Origin of the sequence: Citricoccus muralis, assembly GCF_029637705.1 — a bacterium.
In the GTDB taxonomy this organism is placed as follows: Bacteria; Actinomycetota; Actinomycetes; order Actinomycetales; family Micrococcaceae; genus CmP2.
Genome location: NZ_CP121252.1, coordinates 2,710,208 through 2,729,950, shown reverse-complemented (window position 1 = coordinate 2,729,950; position 19,743 = coordinate 2,710,208). Strand labels below are relative to the sequence as shown.

Annotated in this window: 17 protein-coding genes and 1 tRNA gene; 15 read left to right on the top strand and 3 right to left on the bottom strand. The window is 68.3% G+C overall.

Annotated elements, in window-relative coordinates; translation table 11 throughout:
- Positions 1-155 precede the first annotated feature (155 nt).
- Positions 156-1,130, top strand: coding sequence for an NAD(P)-dependent oxidoreductase (locus P8192_RS12520; protein ID WP_278157352.1), 975 nt, complete (start codon positions 156-158; stop codon positions 1,128-1,130).
- Between the two features lie 32 nt (positions 1,131-1,162).
- Here P8192_RS12520 and P8192_RS12515 read toward each other — a convergent pair whose 3' ends face one another.
- Positions 1,163-2,248 carry an agmatine deiminase family protein gene (locus P8192_RS12515; protein ID WP_278157351.1) on the bottom strand — a complete coding sequence of 362 codons (1,086 nt, stop codon included), beginning with the start codon at positions 2,246-2,248 and terminating at the stop codon, positions 1,163-1,165.
- A gap of 145 nt (positions 2,249-2,393) precedes the next feature.
- Between P8192_RS12515 and P8192_RS12510 the strand changes: the two genes are divergently transcribed.
- Positions 2,394-2,469, top strand: a tRNA-Ala gene (locus tag P8192_RS12510).
- A gap of 982 nt (positions 2,470-3,451) precedes the next feature.
- Here P8192_RS12510 and P8192_RS12505 read toward each other — a convergent pair.
- Entirely contained in the window at positions 3,452-4,276 is an 825-nt protein-coding gene (locus P8192_RS12505; protein WP_278157350.1) for an aldo/keto reductase, read from the bottom strand.
- 68 nt (positions 4,277-4,344) lie between these two features.
- On the opposite strand from P8192_RS12505, the gene P8192_RS12500 reads away from it, so the two are divergent.
- Positions 4,345-4,668, top strand: coding sequence for a cupin domain-containing protein (locus P8192_RS12500; protein WP_278157349.1), 324 nt, complete (start codon positions 4,345-4,347; stop codon positions 4,666-4,668).
- Between the two features lie 13 nt (positions 4,669-4,681).
- Here the strand turns inward: P8192_RS12500 and P8192_RS12495 are convergent, their stop codons facing one another.
- Positions 4,682-5,251 (bottom strand): dihydrofolate reductase family protein, encoded by a 570-nt coding sequence (locus P8192_RS12495; RefSeq protein WP_278157348.1) that lies wholly within the window; start codon positions 5,249-5,251, stop codon positions 4,682-4,684.
- Between the two features lie 92 nt (positions 5,252-5,343).
- Here P8192_RS12495 and P8192_RS12490 point away from each other — a divergent pair, with 92 nt between their 5' ends.
- From P8192_RS12490 to P8192_RS12435, 12 genes are all read left to right on the top strand, one after another.
- On the top strand, positions 5,344-6,345 hold the full coding sequence (locus P8192_RS12490) for a squalene cyclase (protein ID WP_278157347.1): 1,002 nt from the start codon (positions 5,344-5,346) through the stop codon (positions 6,343-6,345).
- A 178-nt stretch (positions 6,346-6,523) separates the two neighbouring features.
- A complete protein-coding gene (locus P8192_RS12485) occupies positions 6,524-7,606 on the top strand; it encodes an IS30 family transposase (protein WP_278157346.1) in 1,083 nt (360 codons plus the stop codon).
- A gap of 92 nt (positions 7,607-7,698) precedes the next feature.
- The gene (locus P8192_RS12480; RefSeq protein ID WP_242136201.1) at positions 7,699-10,428 is read left to right on the top strand and encodes a cation-translocating P-type ATPase; all 2,730 of its coding nucleotides are present in this window, start codon (positions 7,699-7,701) and stop codon (positions 10,426-10,428) included.
- A gap of 10 nt (positions 10,429-10,438) precedes the next feature.
- The gene (locus tag P8192_RS12475) at positions 10,439-10,702 is read left to right on the top strand and encodes a pH regulation protein F (RefSeq protein WP_096420807.1); all 264 of its coding nucleotides are present in this window, start codon (positions 10,439-10,441) and stop codon (positions 10,700-10,702) included.
- The gene (locus tag P8192_RS12470) at positions 10,702-11,025 is read left to right on the top strand and encodes a cation:proton antiporter (protein ID WP_096423310.1); all 324 of its coding nucleotides are present in this window, start codon (positions 10,702-10,704) and stop codon (positions 11,023-11,025) included. The genes P8192_RS12475 and P8192_RS12470 overlap by 1 nt, the downstream gene beginning before the upstream one ends.
- Positions 11,022-12,002: a hydrogenase subunit MbhD domain-containing protein gene (locus P8192_RS12465; protein WP_242136202.1), complete on the top strand. Its 981-nt coding sequence runs from the start codon at positions 11,022-11,024 to the stop codon at positions 12,000-12,002. Before P8192_RS12470 ends, P8192_RS12465 begins: the two co-directional genes overlap by 4 nt.
- Positions 11,999-12,295: an NADH-quinone oxidoreductase subunit K gene (locus P8192_RS12460; RefSeq protein ID WP_096420809.1), complete on the top strand. Its 297-nt coding sequence runs from the start codon at positions 11,999-12,001 to the stop codon at positions 12,293-12,295. Before P8192_RS12465 ends, P8192_RS12460 begins: the two co-directional genes overlap by 4 nt.
- A complete protein-coding gene (locus P8192_RS12455) occupies positions 12,295-13,752 on the top strand; it encodes a complex I subunit 5 family protein (RefSeq protein ID WP_278157345.1) in 1,458 nt (485 codons plus the stop codon). The genes P8192_RS12460 and P8192_RS12455 overlap by 1 nt, the downstream gene beginning before the upstream one ends.
- Positions 13,749-15,284 carry a complex I subunit 5 family protein gene (locus tag P8192_RS12450; RefSeq protein WP_278157344.1) on the top strand — a complete coding sequence of 512 codons (1,536 nt, stop codon included), beginning with the start codon at positions 13,749-13,751 and terminating at the stop codon, positions 15,282-15,284. Before P8192_RS12455 ends, P8192_RS12450 begins: the two co-directional genes overlap by 4 nt.
- Positions 15,275-17,059: a complex I subunit 5 family protein gene (locus tag P8192_RS12445; RefSeq protein WP_278157343.1), complete on the top strand. Its 1,785-nt coding sequence runs from the start codon at positions 15,275-15,277 to the stop codon at positions 17,057-17,059. The genes P8192_RS12450 and P8192_RS12445 overlap by 10 nt, the downstream gene beginning before the upstream one ends.
- The gene (locus P8192_RS12440) at positions 17,059-17,583 is read left to right on the top strand and encodes a Na+/H+ antiporter subunit E (RefSeq protein ID WP_278157342.1); all 525 of its coding nucleotides are present in this window, start codon (positions 17,059-17,061) and stop codon (positions 17,581-17,583) included. The genes P8192_RS12445 and P8192_RS12440 overlap by 1 nt, the downstream gene beginning before the upstream one ends.
- Positions 17,584-17,633: 50 nt before the next feature.
- Positions 17,634-19,730: an FtsX-like permease family protein gene (locus P8192_RS12435; RefSeq protein ID WP_278157341.1), complete on the top strand. Its 2,097-nt coding sequence runs from the start codon at positions 17,634-17,636 to the stop codon at positions 19,728-19,730.
- The last annotated feature ends 13 nt before the right edge of the window (positions 19,731-19,743 follow it).

Below are 19,743 nucleotides of genomic sequence, written 5' to 3'. Positions count from 1 at the left end.
CGGAACTCAGGCATCGGGTCGTCCACCACACGCAAGAGATGTTCATGTACGTGATTGGTGCCACCGTTGGTGCTCATCGTCGCGTATACGAATGCCCGACACATACTTCACCCTGCTCGAATGAGCCAGTCTTGCAGAAAGGACTATCTAATACTATGGCGAAGGTCTACATTACCGATCCGATCGCTCCGGAGATTTACGCCGACCTCGAATCGAGGCACACTGTGTACCGTGCCTATGGCGAGGAGGCCAAGTCTTGGCACGAGGTCGCCCCGGAGATTGACGCTGCTCTAGTTCGATCAGAGAACATAACCGCCGACATGATCGATGCGGCGCCTAGATTGCGTATCATCGCTCGGCATGGCGTTGGCTTCGACAACGTCGACCTGGAGACCGCAGCGGCGCGAAATATTTGGGTGACCACGACGCCGGGTGCAAACGCTGCCGCCGTGGCTGAGCATGTCTTCGCTCTCGTGCTCAGCGCAGCACGACGAATCGTCGAAGGATCCTGCGCCGTTGTGGACGGCGAATGGCATTCTGCCAAGCCCCGGCTCCTCGGTCGCCAATTACATGGCAGGACCATCGGCATTATTGGATATGGCCAGATCGGTCAACGGGTCGCAACCATTGCACGCGGCTTTGGCATGTCACTCGTTGTCGTTGACCCATTTCTTGTGGCCTCCGATATCGTCGAGGACGATGTGCGGCTTACTCATTTGGACGATCTCCTTGAGTCTTCCGATGTCGTCACGCTTCACGTGCCTCTTACGCCCGAAACGTGGCACATGATCAACGCAGATGCCTTGGCCAAGCTCAAGGATGGGGCGATCCTTGTGAACACCAGTCGCGGAGGCCTAATTGACGACGCTGCCCTAGAAAACGAAATTAGAAGTGAGCGACTCAGTGCTGGCTTGGACGTCATCGAAGGAGAAGCGGTAAATATGAACGCTCCGCTTCCGCACTCGCGCATTGACGTTGACCTTCGCGGGCTCGTTGTGACTCCACACATCGCAGGACAGTCTGATCAGTCGATGATCGACGTAGGCAATGCTGCGGTGGCATGCATCGAAGAGGCTCTGACAGGACGAAAACCGAAGCATGCGGTGAACCTTGAAGCAAGTAACAGCTAGGCGGTCTCGTCCGGAGTCGCAGGACCTCGTGGTTAGCGGGCGCGGCGGGAGGCGCCGGCGCGCGGATGGGGCAGAGTGATCGCCCGGATGGAGGCGCCGCGGTCGTAGAGCTCCTGGCTGATCACCGGGTTCAGCTGGCGATCCGGGAACACGGCGCTGAGGATCTCGAAGGCCTCGTCGTCGTGAGGGTCAATAAACCGCGGGGCGAGCAGCATCGAGTTCAGCGGGCGCAGGTCCACGTAGGACCACGCCACCGGGCCGATGCCATCGGAATGCGTCTGCGGAGCGGGCACGCGGACCACCTCGATGCGGCGCCCCTTGGCGTCGCGGGCCTGGTTGAGCAGCCGCTCGGCCTCCACGGAAATCTGGTGGTCCGGGTGGCTCGGGTCGGACTGCCAGTGCAGTAACACCGCGCCGGGCTCGATGAAGGTGACCAGCTGGTCCACGTGGCCGCCGATGCCCTTGGCGCTGCCGCGGGTGAGCCCGCGGGGCAGCCAGATGATGTTCTCGATGTCGGTGAGGCGCTTCAGCTCGCGCTCGACGGTGGCGGCGGACCAGCCCGGGTTGCGGCGCGGGTCGGTGAGAATGGCAGCGGACGCGATCGCGGTACCGTCGCCATCGCTGATCCAGGCGCCGCCCTCGTTCACCATCATGGACATGGAGCGCGGCAGGGGAGCGTTCCCCGCACCCATCAGTTCGGCCAGGGTGCCGTTGGCGACGTCGTCGAGCTTGTACTCCACGCCGGTGCGCCGGCCGAACCCGTTGAAGGTCCAGTCGATCATGCCCACTGGGCGGCGGTGGCCGTTCTTCGACGCCAATCCGAGCCCGAAGGTGGGTCCGGTCCGACCCAGCTGGGCGTTGTTGATCGGCACCGTGAGGTACGGGATGGACGTGTCCACGTAGGTGTGCAGGATCTCCCGGTCGGCGGGATCCACCACCAGGGAGACGGGGAGCTCATCGTTGATGGTGTGAATGATGCGGGCCCAAGCGCGGCGTGCGGAAGAGAGTTGCCAGGAGGTGGCGGTGTTGACCGACTGGGCCGGAGGGAACGCGATCCAAACGCGCTCCTGGGGAGCCGTTTCAGCTGGGACATGCCAGTACCCAGCGGATGGACTCATAGGTCGACTCACCCTCCCGGCGGCTGGATTGAAAGACTACCCACCTATTCTACCTAGTCGGCGCAACACTCGATACCTGCACCGGAACACGATCCGATAACGGGCGTATAGTGGACGCACGACGACGTCGTGATAGGTCGTCTGCGGGGCTATAGCTCAGTTGGTAGAGCGTTTCGTTCGCAATGAAAAGGTCAGGGGTTCGATTCCCCTTAGCTCCACCATGTAATGTCCTGGGACATCGTGCAAACGATGTCCCAGGACATTCGTGTTTTCTAGCGACATTCCAGTGGGTCCCGCGCATTTGCTGGGACGCAGAAGTGATGGCTGCGAGGTACTTTCACTCGGGCCTATCGGGACACGCAGGTACTGTACGGAATTCTCGTCGCTGACAGTGTGCTCCGTATTTTCTCGGGCGCATGACGTGGCCGCTTCGGCTCCAGCAACCCCGGTGGCGTTGGTATGCCGCGCCACCAGGGCGGTCGAGTGCGTGTATATACGTGTCGCGTGCCATTGTGCTCGCGGTGGCGTGCTGTCCGGTATTGAAAGCTGGGGCCTTGTGCTGTTGCCTGTCTGGCGAACGATGTCTTAGGACATTAGGTGAAGTATCTCTGTGGCTTCTAGGTGCTCGTCTTGGTGGTGCTGGGGTGCGAAGGATGTCTCAGGACATGGGTGAACGATGTGTTGAGATCACACACCCTTGCCTCCACCACCGGAAGTCCCGGATCATCGGCAACGATGATCCGGGACATTCGTGTTTTCTGGCTACCTTCTCTTTGGTCCCGCACATTTTCTGGTGATGCAGAGATGAGGTCAGCGGGGTGTTTTCACACGGACGTATCGGGGCACGTCGATGCTGGGTGATTTTCTCGTTGCGGACAGTGTTCTCGATATTTTCGCCGGCGCTTGATGCAGCCGCATCGGTTCATGAATCCCACCGTGTCGTTAGTCTGCCGCGTTCCAGGGGGGCGAGCGCGTGTATCTACGTGTCGGGTGCCATCGTGCTCGCGGTGTCGTGCTGTCCGGCGTTGAGGGGCGGGGCTTGTGCTGTTGCCTGCCGGACGAACGATGTCTTAGGACTTTAGGTGAAGGATCTCTGTGGCTTCTAGGTGCTCGTCTTGGTGGTGTTGGGGTGCGAAGGATGTCTCAGGACATGGGTGAACGATGTGTTGAGATCACACACCCTTAGCTCCACCAGTTCGTGAACTACATCTCTTCGTGGGTCTCCGGGTCGCCACCGAACAGGCGCCCGTCGGGCCGGCCGAGCGCGGTGATCGCCGACACCTCGGCGTCGCTCAGGGTGAAGCCCCCGAGGTCGAGGTTCTCGCGCTGCCGCTCCGGGTTGCCCGACTTCGGGATCGGCAGCGAGCCGATCTGCTGGTGCCAGCGCAAGATCACCTGGGCGGGCGTCACCCCGTGCGCCGCGGCCGCCGACGCGACCGGTGCCGATTCCTTTACGGGAGCAGCCTTGCCGAGCGGGCTCCAGGCCTCGGTGACGACGCCGTGCTCGGAGTGGAAGGCGCGCAGCTCCTCCTGCGGGAAGAACGGGTGAAGCTCGACCTGGTTGACCGACGGCATGACGCCGGTCTCCTCGGCGACGCGCGTCAGGTACTCAGCGGTGAAGTTCGAGACCCCGATCGAGCGCACGCGGCCCTCCTCGCGCAGGCGCACCATCGCGCGCCACGCGTCGACGTACTTGTCGACGTTCGGGTTCGGCCAGTGGATCAGGTACAGGTCGAGAACGTCGAGCCCGAGCCGCCCCATCGAGCCGTCGAACGAGCGCAGCGTCTCGTCGTAACCGTGATCGCGGCCCGGCACCTTTGTGGCGACGATGATGTCGTCGCGCGGAACGGGAGTTTCTGCGATGGCGCGACCCACAGCATCTTCGTTGCGGTAGTTCACGGCCGTGTCGATGAGGCAGTAGCCGAGCGAAAGGGCGCTCAGCACCGCGGCCGTTCCCTCCTCGCCGCGCAGCGGGTACGTGCCGAAGCCGATATCGGGCAGGGTCGTTCCGTCGTTCAATTCAGGCATGGATGCACGCTACCGTGCCGCCCTCTGGCCCTGTACAGGGTGCCCAGCCGGGCGTACCATCGGGGGCCATGGAGACCGACAAGGGTCCACGCGTCATCCGCCGAGGCGACGGCGACGTCATCGACGAGGGCGTCGAGGCAACAGCGACAGTGGGCGACGTCGTCGTGAAGCCTCGAGGGCGCTGGCACACCTTCTGGAACGCCGGCGACAACGAGCTACGCGTTCTCGAGATCATCGTGCCGGGCGGGCTCGAGCAGATGTTCCGCCTCTTGGCCGAGCCGGGAGGCGAGTACTCGCCGGAGACGCTTCCTGCCCTGGCGGCCGAATACGGTGCGGAGGTCGACTTCGAGGCGACCATGCCGCTCGTCGAGCGCCACGGGCTCGTGTTCTGAGGCTGCGGCCGGTTTAGTCGCGGCGTGCGTACGACAGCTGCACGAAGCCGTTCTCGAACCGCTTCTCGTTGGTCAGGGTCAGGTCGAGGCGCACGCCGTCGGGAAAGATGGGCAGGCCGCCGCCGATGATCACCGGGCAGAGCATGACCTCGACGACGTCGACGAGGCCCAGGCGAAACGCGTCGGCGGCAAGCGTCGGCCCCTCAATCGTCAGGTCGCCCTCGGATTCCGTACGCAGTCGCTCGACGAGCTCTCGGCTCAGGGCGCGCTCCAGGCGCGTTCGGCTCGTGTCGACCCGATCGAGTGTTCGCGAGAAGACGACCTTCTCGGCCGCAGTCCACGCGGCGGCGAACTCCGCCGAGGCGGGCGAACCCTCGGCATACGTCGGGTCGGTCTCCCACCCGCGCATCGTTTCGTACATTCGCCGCCCGTACAGGAACGTGCTGACGCCCGCGAGGTCGGTAGTAAGTGAGGCGACCGCCTCCTCCGACGGAAACGCCCACGAGAAGTCGCCGTCCGCATCCGTCATATAGCCGTCCAGGGACGCGATGACCGAGTAGATGATGCGTGACGACTTCGCCATGGTGTGCCTCCTCGCGACGAACTTATTGTCGTCAGAGGGCACGGCGCTGTCGAGGGGTGGTCGGTGTCGGCGCACGCGAGTAGCCTCGCGCCATGGCCGCCGACACCCGAGACTCTCTCGACCCGTCACTCACCGCCTGGATGCTCGCCACCGACCCGGCGCTGGCCTGGCAGGTCGAACGCGACCTGCTCGGCGCGCCGGAGGATATGTGGCAGGCCACGCGGGCGCGGGTCGCGACCGATGGGCTAGGGTCGCGGATGCTCGCCCACCAGGACCCCGACGGCCAGTGGGCGGGTGGCGCCTACTTTCCGGGCGGCTTCGACTTTCACGGCCCCGAGGCCGCGCCCGGCGCGGGTCAGCCCTGGACCGCCACGACGTGGTCGCTGAACACCCTGCGCGAGTGGGGTCTCGACGCGTCGGCGCTCGCCGGCACGGCCGAGAAGCTCGACGCGAACAGTCGGTGGGAGTACGACGACCTGCCCTATTGGGGTGGCGAGGTTAACGCGTGCATCAACGGCTTTACGCTCGCCAACGGCGCCTGCCTCGGCGCCGAGGTGTCGGGCATCGCGGACTGGTTCGCCGAGCACCAGCTTGATGACGGCGGCTGGAACTGCGAGTGGGTCGAGGGCTCGACGCGCTCCAGCTTTCACTCGACCCTGAACGCACTGAAGGGCATTCTCGACTGGGAGATCCGCACCGGCGACGACCGCTTGCGCGAGGTGCGGCACCGCGGTGAGCAGTATCTGCTGACGCGGCGCCTGCTGTACCGCGCCTCGACGGGCGAGAAAGTGGGCCCCTGGGTGGACCTCTTCGGCTATCCGTTCCGGCACGTGTACACGGCGCTCAATGCGCTCGACTACCTGCGCCGGGCATTCCTGCATGACGGCGTTCCACCCGATGAGCGCGCCGCCGACGCGGTCGCGATCGTGCGCGATGCCCGCCAGGGCGACGGCACGTGGCTGCAGGGCAGGCGCTATGCGGGCGCCGTGTGGTTCGAGATCGACGTGCCCGTCGGCGAGCCGTCGCCGTGGCTGACGTTCTTCGCGACGCGGGTGCTCGACTGGTGGGCGGCGGCCGACCCCGCAGCCCGGTGAACTCCTGACAGTTCCTGCCACGCGGCGTCGCGTCCGGGTAGTCTGACGGAAACGCTCAGGCCCGGGTTCTGGACTGAAGTGCAACACTCCCCGAGGCGTATGGGAAATCCACCCGGACGTAGCACGGGAGTGTGACACTTGATCGGTTACCACACTGATCAAGAAAGGCCACACTCCCGTGAAACCAGGATACTCCCACCTGAGCCTTGATGAACGCATCGAGATCGAGAAACGATACGACCGGGGCGAATCCGGACGCACCATAGCCGGTGCGCTGTCCCGCAGCCCGGCAACGATTTCGCGGGAACTGGGCCGGGGGAGGTGGCGTCCCTTCCATGAGAACGCTTCCTACACCGTCTACCGCGACCCCGCCTTACACGGCGGTGAGCGCACTCAGGCCCAGTACCGGGCAGCCCGTGCCCACCGTAAAGCTCAGACCCGGGGCGCACGATCGCATCAGCGAACACGGCTGTGCAGCGACGAGGCGATCACCTACCTGATCACCAAACTCCGGGACGGCTGGACCCCAGAGATGATCGCCGGGCGATCGCGCATCGAGTTCCCCGACACCCCAGCTATGCACATGTCACACGAGACGATCTACCGGTTCATCTACGCCCGGCAGAACCGGCATCGCCGCTTGTACGAATACCTGCCCCGCGGGCGGAAGAAGCGCCGCAAACACCACGGGCGCAGGGTCCACTCCTCGAAGATCCCCAACCGGGTTTCGATCCGCCACCGCCCACCCGAGATTGATGCCCGCACCGTGTTCGGCCACTGGGAAGGAGACAGCGTCCTGGGGGTCAAGAGCCGCGGTGATGGCATCCACACTGAGGTCGAACGACACTCCCGGATGATGATGGCCACCAAGGTCGAAGCACTGACCTCCCAGGCAGGCGTCGATGCCCAGAAACGGCCCTTCGGCCCACTGCCGGAACATGCCCGGGTGTCGACCACCATGGACAACGGCACCGAGATGCACCGCCACACCGAGCTGGTCACCGACTATGGCATGGACACCTACTTCGCCGACCCCTACTCCTCTTACCAGCGCGGCACCAACGAGCACCACAACGGCAGGCTGCGCCGCTATTACCCCAAGGGCACTGACTTCAGCCACCTCAGCGAAGCAGAACTCCAAGCCGCTGTCACCGAGATCAATAACCAGCCCCGCAAATGCCTCGGCTGGTTCACTCCCGCAGAAGCCTTCGACGAGCACCTACACTCGGAAACAACCGATCAGTGTTGCACTTCAAATTAAAATTCGGGAGGAACGGCCACCCGATAGTCTGATGATACATTTGCAGGAAAAGCTTTGCCTGCTTTCAGTGTGCTTGACCCGATCGGAGCCCCATGTCGAACACTTCGGTCACCACGCTTCGCGCCCCCGCGGCCGTGCACGCCGCCAGCGTCGACGAGACCTACGCGGCTCTCGCCGTCACGGCCGATGGGTTGAGCGCCGACGAGGCTGCCCGCCGACTCGAGAGGGTTGGCCCGAACCGTTTGCCCGAGAAGGCACCCGACCCGGCGTGGAAGCGCCTGCTGCGGCACTTCAACGACGTTCTTATCTACGTGCTGCTCGCGGCCGCCGTGCTGAAGGCGTTCCTGCTCGAGTGGGTCGACGTGGGCGTCATCCTCGCGGTCGCCATCATCAACGCGTTGATCGGCTTCATTCAAGAGGGTCGCGCCCAGCGCGCCCTCGACGGCCTGCGCAGCATGCTGTCGGTGCGCGCTCAGGTGCGCCGCGACGGCGAGTGGGTCGGCACGAACGCCGAGAACCTCGTGCCCGGCGATGTGGTGCGTGTGAAGTCGGGTGACCGCATCCCGGCCGACATCCGCATCACTCACTCCACCGAGCTGCGCGTCGAAGAGGCGGGCCTGACGGGCGAGTCTGAGCCCGTCACGAAGAGCGCCGACCCGGTCGACAAGGCCTCGGGCATCGGTGACCGCACGTCGATCGGCCACTCCGGCAGCCTCGTCGTCAGCGGCCGCGGCACCGGTGTCGTCGTCGCGACCGGCGCCGAGACCGAGATCGGTCGCATCAACACGATGATCGAATCGGTCGAGCAACTGTCGACCCCGCTTGAGCGCAAGATTCACCGCTTCAGCGTTCTGCTGGCTCGCATCATCTTGACCGTTGCGGTGCTGCTGACCGTGTTCGGCTTTGCGGTGCACGACTACCCCGTGCCCCTGTTGCTGACCGTCGCGGTGGCTTTCGCGGTCGCGGCGATCCCCGAGGGCCTGCCCGCCATCGTGACCATCACGCTCTCGTTAGGCGTGCAGGCGATGGCTCGCCGCAACGCGATCACCCGCCGGCTCACGTCCGTCGAGACCCTCGGATCCGTCACCGTCATCTGCTCGGACAAGACGGGCACGCTCACAAAGAACGAGATGACCGTTGAGCGGGTCGTGACATCCGAGGCCACCTACGACGTTGACGGAACGGGATACGACCCGAGCGGAGGCATCCGCCGCGACGGCGCTGAGGTCGACGCCACCAGAGAGGATGCTCTGCGCCAGTTGATCACGGTCATGGCCGTTGCCAACGACTCGGGCCTCCGAGAGAAAGCTGGCGCGTGGTCGATCGTCGGCGAGCCGACCGAGGGCGCCCTCGTCACGCTCGCGCACAAGGCGCAGGCCGTTCCCGAGGGGTTCGAGCGCCTCGCGGCTGTTCCCTTTGAGTCAGAGCACAAGCTGATGGCGACCCTCGACCGCGGCCTCGACGGCGACGTCACGGTGCACGTGAAGGGGGCGCCCGATCGGGTGCTCGACCGCTGCGTCGCACAGCTCGGGGCGAACGGCGACACTGAGCCGCTCGACGTCGACTTCTGGCGCGAGCGCATCGCCGAGCTCAGCGCTGATGGCCTGCGGGTGCTGGCGGCGGCGCAGCGTGCCGCCGAACCCGACACGAGCGACCTCGCGCTCGCGCACCTCGACGACGACCTCGTCTTCGTTGGCGTCGTCGGCATCCTCGACCCGCCTCGCCCCGAGGCGATTGAGGCGATCGACGACGCGAAGCGAGCCGGAATACGCGTGAAGATGATCACGGGAGACCACGCCGGAACGGCGACGGCGATCGGCCGCCAGATGGGCATCATCGACCCCGACGACGACCACGCCGACGAGGCCATCACCGGTGCCGAACTCGACGCCGCCAGTGACGATGAGCTGCGCGACATCGTGCAGCGGTACGACACGTTCGCCCGGGTGAGCCCCGAGCACAAGCTGCGCATCGTCGAGGCGCTCCAGGCGCACAACGAGGTCGTCGCCATGACCGGCGACGGCATCAACGACGCGCCCGCTCTGCGCCGCGCAGACGTTGGCGTGGCCATGGGCATCAAGGGCACCGAGGCGACCAAGGAAGCCGCCGAGATCGTGCTCGCCGACGACAACTTCGCCACGATTGCGCGCGCGGTCGAGGAGGGCCGGCGCACCTTCGACAACATCGTGAAGTCGGTTGTGTTCCTGCTGCCGACGAACGGCGCGCAGTCGCTCGTGCTGCTGGTCGCCGTGCTGCTCGGCCTGTCGATCCCGCTCGCCCCGGTGCAGATCCTGTGGGTCAACCTCATCGCGGCCGTCACCCTGTCACTCGCCCTCGCGTTCGAACCGGCCGAGGCCGACGTCATGAAGCGCGCACCGCGCATCCCGGACAGCCCGATCGTCGGCGCGGCCCACCTGATCCAGATCGCACTCGCCTCGCTGCTCATCGGCGGGGGAACCCTTGCCATGTATTACCTCGCGCGTGGACAGGGCGTCGACGACCCGCAGGCGCAGAGCCTCGCCGTGACCACCCTTGCGGTCGCGCAGATCGGCTACCTGCTGACGTGCCGCAACCTGCGGGGGGCAACGGTGTCGCCAGCCCAGTGGTTCTCGAATCCCATCGTGTGGCTGTCGATCGGCGGACTGCTCGTGCTGCAGGCGCTGTTCGTGTACGCGCCGTTCATGAACACCCTGTTCGGCTCGGCCCCCCTGCCCGCCAGCTCGTGGGCGCTCGCGTTCGCGATCGCGGCCGCCGTGTACGTCGCCATCGAGGTGACGAAGGCGATCACGCGCCGACTCATGCCCGAGGCGGCACCGCGATGACGGACACCCTGTGAGCGCCGCGGTCAGTGTCGCCCTGATCGTGGCGGCCTTCATCCTGTTTGCCTGCATCCTGGCGGGGCTGTGGCGCGCCGTTGCGGGCCCGACGATCGAAGACCGGCTCACCGCGTTCGTGCTGTTGGGCGCGGGCGGTGCCGCCCTGTTCATCGTGCTCGCGGCGATCGCCGACCTGCCGGCCCTGCGTGACATCGCGATCGTCGTCGTCGGCCTGGCCACCATCGTCGCGGTCGTGTTCACTCGGCGGTCGGTGCGCTGATGGTCATCGTCGACGTGCTCGTCATCACCCTGCTCGCGGCGGGTGTCTTCTTCGTTGTCGCGGGCACGGTGGGGCTGCTGCGCTTCCCCGACCTCGCGAGCCGCTTGCACGCGGTGTCGAAGGCCGACGTCCTCGGCCTCGGACTCATCGCCACCGCGCTCGCCCTGCACCTTCTCATCACCGAACCGGGATGGGCAGCGGTCGGCGTGGTGGCGAAGCTGGCCCTCATCTGGATTCTCGCCCTCATCGGCACCGCCGCGAACGCCTACCTCATGGCGGGCAGCAGGCGGCGGGCCGAGGTAGAGACGGAGGAGGAGCCGTGACGGTCATCGCCTTCTCCGACGTCGACGTGCTCGACGTGCTCGTCGTGGCGGCCGTCGCCGTCACCGCGATACTCGCCATCGCGATTCCTCGCCGGGTCGGCGCGACCATCGCCTTCCTCGTCTTCGGCCTGCTGCTCGCGCTGCTCTGGGCACGTGTCGCCGCGCCCGACGTGGCGATCGCCGAGGCGGCGCTCGGCGGTGGGGTGGCGGGGGCGCTGCTGGTCGATGCACTTCACCGGCGACAGCCCGCGCAGCCGAAGCGCGACCATCGTCGCGCGGTGGCGATCACGGCGGTCGGCGCCGCGCTCGGTGCGGTGACGTTCGCCGCCCTTGCGACCGTGCTGTCGCGTCTCACGGCGGAGCCCGCCGACCTCGGGCCGCTCGCCCTGGAGGCCGTCGAGCGCAGCGGCGTGAGCCACCCCATCACCGCGGTGCTGTTGAACTTCCGCAACCTCGACACGCTGCTCGAGATCGCGGTCGTCGTGTTCGCCGCGGTGGGTGCCGCGGCGCTGTCGCGTGACCGCATCCGCACCGTGACCGACCCGGGCCCGGTTCGGCGCGTCATCGCCGTCATCATCGTGCCGGCTCTCGTGCTGCTCGCCGCCTGGCTGCTCGTGGCCGGAACCAGTGAGCCCGGCGGAGCCTTCCAGGCCGGTGCCGTGCTCGGTGCCGCGCTCATCATCGCCCACCTGTGCGGGGTGCGCGCCGCCCGCGCGGCCGGAGGGCGCGCGCTCGTGCTCGTCGTGGCGGGCCTGCTGGCGTTCATCCTGCTCGGCGGCATCGGGCTCGCGGTGACGGGAACGTGGCTCGCGCTCGACCTCAGCTGGGCGTTCGCGGCCATTCTCTCCATCGAGACCCTGCTCACCGTCAGCATCGGGGTCGCGCTCGCCATGCTCTTCCTGGCCGCCGGCTCGCGCGACGATGCGGCGGCCGCCGACAGCGCGGCAGCCGCCCCAGCCCTGGGGGGTGCCGCGTGACCACCCTGCAGCTGTTTATGTATGCCGGTGCGTTCATCCTCGTGGTGGGGGTTGCCGCGACCCTGCTGGTACGCGACCTGATTCGCCGCCTGATCGCCCTCAACGTCGCCTCTGGGGGCGTCATGCTGCTGTGGTTGGCGCTCGCCGATCGCGGCGACGGCGAGCCCGACCCCGTGCCGCAAGCCCTCGTGCTCACGGGCATCGTCGTCATGGCGGCCGTCACGGGCATCGCCATCGTGCTGGCGCGACGGGTCGAGCAGCTCGACGACGACCTCGAGGAGGTCGAGCAGTGATGTCGGCCGCAGCCCTCGTGCTCGCGCCCGTCTTTCTGCCCCTCGCGGTCGGCGCGCTGTCGGCCGTGCTGCCTCGGCGAGCGGCGGCGACGCTGACGGTCATCGCGGCCGCCGCCACGCTGATGGTCGCCGTGTTGCTGGGCATCGCCGTGCTCGACGCGGGCCCCGTGCGGCTGGAGGTGGCTGGCTGGGCGCCGCCCGTCGGAATCCTTCTCGCCGCGGACGGGCTCTCGGTCGTCATGATCGGCCTGTCGGCAACCGCGGTGCTGGCTGCTGCGCTCGTTGCCGCCGCCGACGACCACTTCGCGGGAGGGCACGCGTTCTGGCCGCTCGTTGGTGCGGCGGCCGCGGCCGTCAACGGCGTCTTTGTCGCGCGCGACGTGTTCACCGCCTTCGTGCTGTTGGAGCTGTTGACCATCGCATCCGTCGCGCTTGTCGCCCTGGGGGGAGCGCGATCGGCCGCAGCCGCCCTGCGCTACCTCTTCGTTGCCGTGACCGGCTCGCTGTTCTTCCTGCTCGCGGTCGCCCTCACGTACGGGCACACCGGCACCGTCGACCTGGCGCAGGCCGCCGAGCGCGCCGATGACACCGTCATCGTCGGGGCCATCATCGCGCTCACCGTGGTTGGCATGGCCGCGAAGACGGCGCTGTTCCCGTTGCACTCGTGGCTGCCGGCCGCCCACCCCGCTGCCCCGACGGCGGTCAGTGCGCTGCTCTCGGCGCTCGTGATCAAGGCGTCGATTGTGATCCTGTGGCGCATCGTCGAGTACTTCGGCCCGCTCACCGACCTCGCCGCTCCGCTCGCGACCGCCGTGGGCGTAGCGGGCGCCGCCGCCGTGCTGTGGGGCGGGGTGCTCGCGCTGCGACGCGACCGCCTGAAGTCGATCATCGCCTACTCGACGGTCGCCCAAGTCGGGTACATGGTGCTGCTGGTGCCGCTCGTGTTCACCGCGAGCGACCCGCAAGTGGCCTGGATCGGCGGCATTCTGATCACTCTGGCTCACGGCGTCGCGAAGGCCGCCATGTTCCTCGCCGCCGGAGCGCTCGCCGCCGCGGCCGGCACCGGTCGGCTCGACGGGCTCGAGGGCACCATCAGCCGCATGCCGTGGACGGTCGCCGCGATCGGGCTCGCCGGCGTCAGCCTCGCGGGGCTTCCGCCCACGCTCGGCTTCGTCGGCAAATGGATGCTCGTGCAAGCCTCGCTCGACGCGGGCGCCTGGTGGTGGCTGGCTCTGCTCCTCGGCGGCGGGCTGCTGACCTTCGCCTACACGGCGCGCATGCTGCGAGCCACCTTCAACCCGCCCGGTGACTTCTCGGGCGCCCGCGAGCTCACCCGGCCCGCGCGCACCGTGGCCATCGTGCCGCTGGCGCTCGCCGCCCTGTCGGTGGTGCTCGGTCTCATTCCGTGGCTGCTCATTGATGTTCTGAGTGCTGCGCCGATGGGAGGTGGCGCATGAACGATGACACGGTTACCGTGATGAGCGCGCTGCCGGTCGTGCTTCTGCTGACGTCGCTCGTGCCGGCGATGCTGATCTTCGCGCTGCGCGAGAAGCGGACGGTACTGCGCACCACCCTGAACCTCGCCGGCGCGATCGCGAAGGTTGTGCTCGTGATCGTGCTGATTCCGCGCGTCGTGGCGGGCGAGGAGCTACGCGCCGAGTTCACGTGGATTCCCGGGCTCGACATCGTATTCGTCACCGACACGTTCTCGCTGTTCTTCGTCGCGCTCTCGGCGGGCCTGTGGTTGGCGACGACGATCTACGCCGTCGGCTACCTGGAGGGCTCGCCCAACCGCAGCCGGTTCTTCGGCTTCTTCAGCCTGTGCGTCACGGCCACGGTCGGTATCGCCCTGGCCGGCAACCTGCTTACTTTCCTGATCTTCTTCGAGCTGTTGACGCTCGTCACGTACCCGCTGGTGGCGCACCGCGGAACGCGGGCGGCCCTGCGCGGCGCCCGCATCTACCTCGCGTACACGCTCGGCGGCGGCGTCGCCCTGCTGCTCGGCGTCGCCTGGCTGACCCTCGAGGTTGGGCCGGTCGAGTTCCGTGCCGGCGGTATCCCCGAGGTGGCGGAATTCGCCGCCCGCGACCCGCTCACCGCGACGGTGATCGGCGCGGTGTTGTTGCTCGGCGTCGGCGTGAAGGCCGCGCTGTTCCCGCTGCACGGTTGGCTACCGATTGCCATGGTGGCCCCCGCGCCGGTGAGCGCCCTGCTGCACGCGGTGGCCGTGGTGAAGGCCGGCGCCTTCGGAATCATCCGCATCGTCGAGGACGTTTTCGGCCTGGCCCTGTTCGCCGAGCTCGGGATGCTGCAGGCGCTCGCCGTCGTCGCCTCCGTCACGATCGTCTACGGGTCCGTCCGCGCGCTCGCGCAGGACGACCTGAAGAAGCGCCTCGCATATTCGACGGTGTCGCAGGTGTCGTACATCGCGCTCGGCGCGGCGCTGCTGTCGCCGATCGCCACCGCCGGGGCGATCGTGCACATGGTCAACCAGGGCTTCATGAAGATCACGCTGTTCTTCTGCGCCGGCCTGTTCGCCGAAGAGCTCAAGCTGTCAAAGGTCAGCCAGCTCGCCGGGGTCGGCCGACGGATGCCCGTCACGAGCGCCGCTTTCACCATCGCCGCGCTCGGCATGATCGGGCTGCCGCCGTTCGCCGGCTTCATCTCGAAGTGGGCGCTCGGGCTCGGTGGGCTCGACGCGGGCCAGCCGTGGGTGATCGCCGTGCTGCTGACCAGCACGGTGTTGAATGCCGCCTACTTCCTGCCGATCATCGCGACCATCTGGACGTCGCCGCGATCAGAGTCGGAGGGCAGCGATGAGGGCACGTTCCCGGTACCCGCCCGGCGTTCGGGCTGGGAGGCGCCCGCGAGCCTCCTGCTGCCCGCGGTCGCGACCGCGCTCTTCGTCATCCTGTTTGGCGTCGCCGCCGGCTGGGGCTACTCGCCCTGGGTTCTCGCGCAGATCGTGGGGGAGGGAGCATGGCCGTGATGTGGACTCTCTCCTTCGTCGTCCCGCTTCTGGTGGCGGCGACGATCGCCGCGCTGAGTCTCGGGGCGGGCGAGGCGCGTGCCCGCGCCCGCGAGCTCGTCGTGCAGTACGCGTGGCTCGCGGTCGTGCCGACGGGCATCGTCGCGAGCCTCGACGACGGCGCGCTGAAAACGGTCGACTGGATGCTGTTCGGCACCGCGATCCGCCTCGATGAGGTGGGGCGCCCGCTCGTGCTGCTCGCGGTCATCCTGTACGGCATCGCGCTGGCGTTCGTGCCACGGTCGATCTCCGAGCGCCCCGCCGGGCTGAACGGCTTCCTGCTGCTGTGCTTCACCGCGAACGTGGGGGTCTTCGTTGCGGCGAACCTCGTCACGTTCTACCTCGTGTTCGCCGCCATGAGCTTCCTCGGCTACGCGATCGTCGTGCACGACCGCACGACCTCGGCGCGCCGGGCCGGCGCGGTGTACCTCGTGATGACGGTGTTTGGGGAGTCGGCCGTGCTGGGCGCATTCCTGCTCATCGCGTCCGAGGGCGTCACCGACGTTATCAGCGTGCCTGCGGCGGTCGCCGCATCAGACGCTCGAGACGTCATCGTGGCGCTGCTCATCATCGGCTTCGGGGTGAAGGCCGGCATGATTCCGCTGCACGTGTGGTTGCCCCTTGCCCACCCCGCCGCGCCGAGCCCGGCCAGCGCCGTGCTGTCGGGTGTGATGCTCAAAGCGGGAATCATCGGCCTGCTGCGCTTTTTGCCGCTCGGCGAGGGGGCCGCCGAACCGCTCTGGGGCGGTCTGCTCGTCACGCTCGCCCTCGTCGGGGGGCTGCTCGCTGCCGTCGTCGGCGTGCTGCACGACAACCCGAAGGTGATTCTCGCGTACAGCAGCATCGGCCAGATGGGCTTCATTACCGCGCTCATCGGTGCGGCACTGCTCGAGCCGGCGATCGCGCCCGCGGCCATCGCCGCTGCCGTCGTCTACAGCGTCGCCCACGGGCTGATCAAGGGCGCGCTGTTCTTCAGCATCCAGGTGTGGGATCTCAGCCGCGCCCCCACGTGGGCTGTCGTCGTGCCCCAGACCGTGGCCGCGCTGGGCCTTGCCGGAGCGCCGCTGACGGCGGGCTTCATCGCCAAGTACGTGTCGAAAGAGTCGCTCGGAGACGTCGCATTGCCCGGCCTTCCGGTGGTCGCGCTCGCCGACATCCTCCCGTGGTTTGCCGTCGGGTCAACCGTGCTGCTCGCCCGATTCGCCATCGCCATGAGCCGCCGAACGCGCCGCCGCACCGCCGGAAAACCGATCAGCACCGCGGCCTGGGCGGTGCTGGCGCTCGCCGCGGCCGCCCCCGTGTGGTGGCTCGCGACCGGGTTCGCACCCCCGCTCACCGTGCCCGGCTGGTTCTCGCCCGGCCCCGTCGTCGACCAGTCGTGGCCGTTCCTGCTCGGGATCGCCCTCGCGCTGGCCGCGGCCGCGCTCGCGCGTCGGCCGCGATTCCGGGAAGCTCGCCTGCTGCATCCACGCGGAGACATCGTGCCCGAGGGCGACATCGTGGTGCTGCTTGAGCGGGCTGCCGGTGGCACGATGCGGGGCGTGATCCGCGCATCCGGAGTTCTTGGGGCGACGCGCGACGCGCTCGTGGAGCGCGTGCGGCGGGGGCCGTCGGCGATGCTGGCGATCGATGGCCTGCAAGCGCGGCTGGGAAGCTGGGTGATCTCGGGCGCGCTCGCCGCCGCCGCGCTTGCTGCCGCCCTCGTGTTCGTGGCGATGGGCGGAGGGGGAAGCTGATGGTCGTGTCCATCCTGGTTCGCACCGTGGTGATCGCGGCGGCGTGGTGTGCGGTGACCGAACTGCGCCCTTCCGCGCTCGTCTATGCGCTCGCGGCCGTGCCCATCGGAGTAGCCGCGACCTACATGGTGACGGGGCTGCCTAGACGAGGACGCCCGCTCGGATTCAGTCGCGGATTCACGGCGACGGCGGCGAGCCTGCGTTTACTCGGCTGGGTAGCACGCAGCGCCATCGCCGGCGGAGGTGACGTCGCACGCCGGGCGTTGTGGTTGCCGCGCCCCGACGTGGACCCCGCATGGGTGACCCGGCGCACCAGCCTCGCGACGGCTGCCGGGCGTGTAACCCTGGCGCTCGCCACCAACCTGACACCCGGCACGCTCAGCGCGCGCATCGACGGGGACGAGCTGGAGATTCACGTCATCACGACGGAGCTCGACCTGGACGCGGCGCTCGCCGCGCTCGAAACCCGCATCGCCGCCATCGAACGGGCGGTGAGTGTGGACACGAGGTTTTCTCGTCGCTGATATCCTCGATGGATGCGCCTCGCGGACGACCCTGATCGAGCCGTCGTCGCATGATGGGGCCCGCTCGGCTGCGCAGTCGCGCCGGACTCGCGACGGCGATCGCCATCGTCGTGGCGCTCGCCGCGGGACTGTTCGCCGCGGTCGCCGCCGTGGCCTCCGCGACCGTCGTCGAAGGCGCGCGCGCTGCCATCGGTGAGGCGCGCGGCGCTGGCCCCGTCGTCCGGGTCGCGATCCGGTGGGCCGGGCAACAGCCCGCCGACGCCGCCGCGGCTGCGGTTGCGGCCGCCGAGCAAGACGACGCGGTGCGCGAGGCGCTTGCGGCGACCATGCCGGAGGCCGCGCTGGAGGCCGCATCGAGCATCCGCAGTGAGCCGCTGGCGATCGACGGCCTGTCGGCGCAGTTGGTCCTGCGCAGCGACGCCGCCCTGGCCGACCGTTCCCAGCTGACGGAGGGCGCCTGGTCGGCGAGAGTCGACGAGGCCGCGCTGCACGCCGGCGCGGCCGCGGCGCTCGACCTCCAGGTGGGCGACGTCATCACGCTCCCGGGGCGAGGGGATGCCCCCGTGACCGTGCGCGTCACGGGGCTGTGGGAGCCCCTCGACGGACGCGACCCCGCGTGGGCGGGTGACCCGATCGCCGATCGCGGTGCCGACGGCATCACGGCCGGGCCGCTCGTTGTCGACGAGTCGCTGTGGCGTGACCTCGCGACGCGGCCCATCGCCGAGTGGGTGGCGGTGCTCGAGCCGAGCCGCGTGTCGGCTGCGGTACTCGACGAGGTCACCGCCACCCTGCCGTTGTTCGCCGGCGTGATCGACGACGACGAGCGCAGCCAGGGCACCGGCATCGTCATGAACGGCGGGCTCGCCGCCACCGTCTCTGAGGTGCAGCGCGCCGCTGCCGGGGTCTCGGCCGTCGTTCCCGTCGCCGTTGCGCTGATCGCCATCGCCGGGCTCACGACCCTGCTTGAGCTGCAGAGGCTGCTCGTCGCAGTGCGCCGCGACGAAACCGTGCTGCTGCGCTCGCGGGGGGCTTCGCCGCGCCGGATCACGACTCATGCGGCCCTCGAGGCCGCCGTCATCGCTGTTCCCGCGGCCGCGCTCGGGGCCGCGGGGGGAGTCTTCGCCGTTCTTGCCGCGTCGCCCGAGCGACAGACCGCGCTCGCGAGCGATCCGGCGCCCATCGTGGCGCTCGCCGCACTCAGCGGCGGGGCCGTCGCCCTCGCTGCCGTGCTGCTCGCGACGATCCTCGCCTGGCGCGGCGCTCGCCGCGCGCTGCGCCGCGACACGCTCAATGACTCGGGTCGGCTGGCGCGCGCCGTTGGGGCGGTCGCACTCGTGCTCGTCGGCGTCGCGGCGGGCGTGGCCGTCAGCCAGTACTGGCTGTACGGCGGCCCGGTTGTGCCCACGGCTGACGGCGGGGCCGCCGTCGATCCTGTCGCCGTGCTCGCCCCGGTGCTCGTTCTTGTCGCCGGAGCGCTGCTCGCCGTCGTTCTCGTCGAGCCCATCGCCCGGCTGCTTGCGCGCACCGCCGACCGAAGCGTCCGCCTTGCTCCGGTGCTCGTGGCGCGGTCACTTGCGCGCTCGGCCGCCATCGTCACAGCGCCCGTTCTCTTGCTCGGCCTCGGTGTGGCCGGAGTGACCATGGCCGCCGCCGTCGACGCCACGACGCGCGACTCAGAACGGGCGGCAAGGGAACTCACTCTCGGCGCCCCACTCGTGGTCACCGGAGGGCTGCTCGATGTGCAGACGCGCAGCGAGCTCGGCGCGCTCGGCGAGCCGATCACTCTGGACGGCATCGACTTTTCGGGTGGGCCCGTCGCGATCGCCGAGTTGACCTTGTCCGGCGCGCGCGGCACGCTCCTGGTCGTCCCGTCCGAGGTGATGCGCTCGACCGTCGCACCTGCGGGTGGGGCCGTCACTCCCGCCGCGCTCGCCGACGCGATTGCGCCGGAGGGTCTGCCAATGCCGGAAATCCCTGAGACAGCGACGCGCATCCGTCTGGACGCGGACGGCGGCATTCTTTCGGCTGTCTATTGGGTGGCGGATGAACGGGGCGGCGTTGCCCGCATCGCCTCCGACGGCGAGGCTGGCGCGCTGCTCCCCGAGGCCGGGTCTGGTGCAGGAACAGGTGACATCAAACGTGGCTAGCCGAGAGGGCTGG